The sequence below is a fragment of the Rhodovulum sp. DZ06 genome (genome assembly GCF_050586345.1).
GTDB lineage: Bacteria > Pseudomonadota > Alphaproteobacteria > Rhodobacterales > Rhodobacteraceae > JBOCEF01.
Genome location: NZ_JBOCEF010000101.1, coordinates 1 through 2,474, shown reverse-complemented (window position 1 = coordinate 2,474; position 2,474 = coordinate 1). Strand labels below are relative to the sequence as shown.

Sequence of the window (2,474 nt, the reverse complement as noted above, 5' to 3'; positions counted from 1 at the left end):
GGGGGGGTGGGGCGGGGGGGGGGGGGGGGGGGGGGGGGGGGGCGGGGGGGGGGGCGCCCTCCCTCCCCCCCCCCCCCGCACCCCCTCCCTCCGCAGACTGGGTTTGCGCGCCCGTCGATCCCCCGGCCCCCTTCCAAAAAGGTTGCGGGAGGTGGGGGTCCGGGGGGGGGGGGGGGGGGGCCCCCCCCCCCCGACACGCAACACCAACCATCCGCGTCCCCCGAAAGGCCCACCCCATGACCACCGCCCTCGCCGCCCTCCGCGCCCCGCTCTTCGTCCCCGCGACCCGCCCCGAGCGGTTCGCCAAGGCGGCTTCCTCGGGCGCCGACGCGGTGATCCTGGACCTCGAGGACGCCGTGGCGCCCGCGGACAAGCCCGCCGCCCGGGCCGCGCTCCGGGCCGATTTCACCGACCTGCCGGTGATCGTCCGCATCAACCCCGCCGGGACGCCCTGGCACGCGGAGGACCTCTCCGCCGCCGCCGCGCATCCCTTCGCGGCGGTGATGCTGCCCAAGGCGGAGAGCGCGGCGGCGGTGGAGGCCGCGGCCGCCGCGACCGGGCTGCCGGTGCTGGCGCTGGTGGAGACGGCGCATGGCCTCGCCGCCGCGCGGCGGATCGCGCCCGCAGCGGCGCGGATGGTGTTCGGCTCGATCGATTTCTGCGCCGATCTCGGCTGCGATCCGCTTCCGGCGGTGCTGGACGCCGCGCGGTTCGAACTGGTGCTGGCCGCCCGCCTCGCCGCCGCGCCCGCGCCCTGGGACGGGGTGACGGCGAACCTGGCCGACCCGGGCGCCGCGGCGGCGGATGCGGCCCATGCGCGGGCGATGGGGATGGGCGGCAAGCTGTTGATCCACCCGCGCCAGGCCGCCCCGGTGCGCGACGCCTTCCGCCCGTCCGAGGCGCAGGTGGACTGGGCGCGCCGGGTGCTCGCCGCCGGGGACGGGACCTCCCAGGTGGATGGCGAGATGGTGGACGAGCCGGTGCGCCTGCGCGCCCGCGCCATCCTCTCCGCCGCCGAGGGGTAAGCGCGCCCGCACGGGGTCTAGCCGGGCCGCCCCAGGCCCGGCGCCGGGCAGGCCCACGGCCCCAGTGCCCCAGGGACGCCCAGACGCCCGACGCCCGACGCCCGACGCCCGACGCCCCGCCAATCCCCACCTTCCCCCACGGCGCAACCCGGGATCGGCGCGCCCGGGCGGCGCAGCCGCCCTCCGCCCGCGAATGGGGGGCTCGCCCCCCTGAGCGGTCGGACATGTCCCAAAACAAAGGGGGTGCAGGGGGTCGCCCCCTGCCCGGGGGGCATCGGGGGGACTGGTCCCCCCGACACGCAGCGCCCGAATTCAGCCCTCCGCAACCCGCGTCGCCCCCGCCCAGAGCCCCGCCGCCACGCTTTCCTCCACCACCTCGCGCAGCAGGCCCGCCGCGGCCTGCGCCGCGCGGGTGGCGGGCCGCCCCGCCGCCTCGGCCAGCGAGGCGCGCCGCCGCAGCCGCTCGCCGCCGAAGCGCCGCACCACCAGCCGCCCGTCCCGCTCCTCCTCGGCCACCGCGCGCCAGGGCAGGACCGAGACGCCATGCCCCTCGGCCACCAGCCGCTTGATGTTGGAATAGCTGTCGATCTCGATCTGCGGCGCCAGCTGCACGCCCTCCGCCCGCGCCACGCGGTCGAGCATCGCGCGCAGCCCGTGCGCGCCGCTCGGCAGCACCAGGGGGGCCTCGGCCAGCGGGGCCACGCCGTCCAATTCCCCGGCCTCGGCGCCGGGCGGGGCCAGCGCCACCAGTTCTTCATCCAGCAGCGGGGTCAGGCGCACGCCCATGCGCCGCGCCGCCGCCGCATCGAGGTAGAGGACCGCGAGGTCCACCCGCCCGTCCCTCAGCCACTCGGCGACGAAGCCGCTCATCGCCTCGGCCAGTTGCAGGCGGATCCCCGGGTAGCGCGCGCGGGTGCGGGCGATGAGGGGGGCCGCGGTCATGTCGGCGATGGTGCCCGGCAGGCCGATCCGCACCAGCCCGCCCGGGGCGGCGCCGAGGCCGCGGACCTCTTCCTCCATCCGCTCGAAATCGAGGAGCAGCGCCCGGGCGCGTTCGGCCAGCAGCGCCCCCGCCTCGGTCGGGACCACGCCGGTCGAGGAGCGCAGGAGGAGCTGGGCGCCCAGCTCCTCCTCCATCCGCCGCACATGGGCCGAGAGGGCGGGCTGGGCGACGCCGAGCCGGGCGGCGGCGCGCGAGACCGCGCCTTCCTCGGTGATCGCCAGGAAATACCGCAACTGGCGCAGGTCCATCGCCGCCCCTTCCAACCCTTCAGGGCGCGCAATCTAACCCGGCGCGCGCACCGGGTCACCCAGCCCCCGACAAAAAGGGGGTGCAGGGGGTCGCCCCCTGCCAGGGGGGCATCGGGGGGAATGGTCCCCCCGACATCCACGCCCCGAAACCATGCGAAACGCCCGCCCCTCACTCCGGCGGCGGCGGCATTCCCCTCC

Annotated in this window: 2 protein-coding genes; one reads left to right on the top strand and one right to left on the bottom strand. The window is 77.9% G+C overall.

Features of this window, described 5'->3' with window-relative positions; genetic code table 11:
* Positions 1-236: 236 nt before the first annotated feature.
* Positions 237-1,025: an HpcH/HpaI aldolase/citrate lyase family protein gene (locus ACQ5SO_RS21310; RefSeq protein WP_430943665.1), complete on the top strand. Its 789-nt coding sequence runs from the start codon at positions 237-239 to the stop codon at positions 1,023-1,025.
* Positions 1,026-1,337: 312 nt separating this feature from the next.
* On the opposite strand, the gene ACQ5SO_RS21305 is transcribed toward ACQ5SO_RS21310, so the two are convergent.
* Positions 1,338-2,276, bottom strand: coding sequence for a LysR family transcriptional regulator (locus ACQ5SO_RS21305; RefSeq protein WP_430943664.1), 939 nt, complete (start codon positions 2,274-2,276; stop codon positions 1,338-1,340).
* Positions 2,277-2,474: the final 198 nt, after the last annotated feature.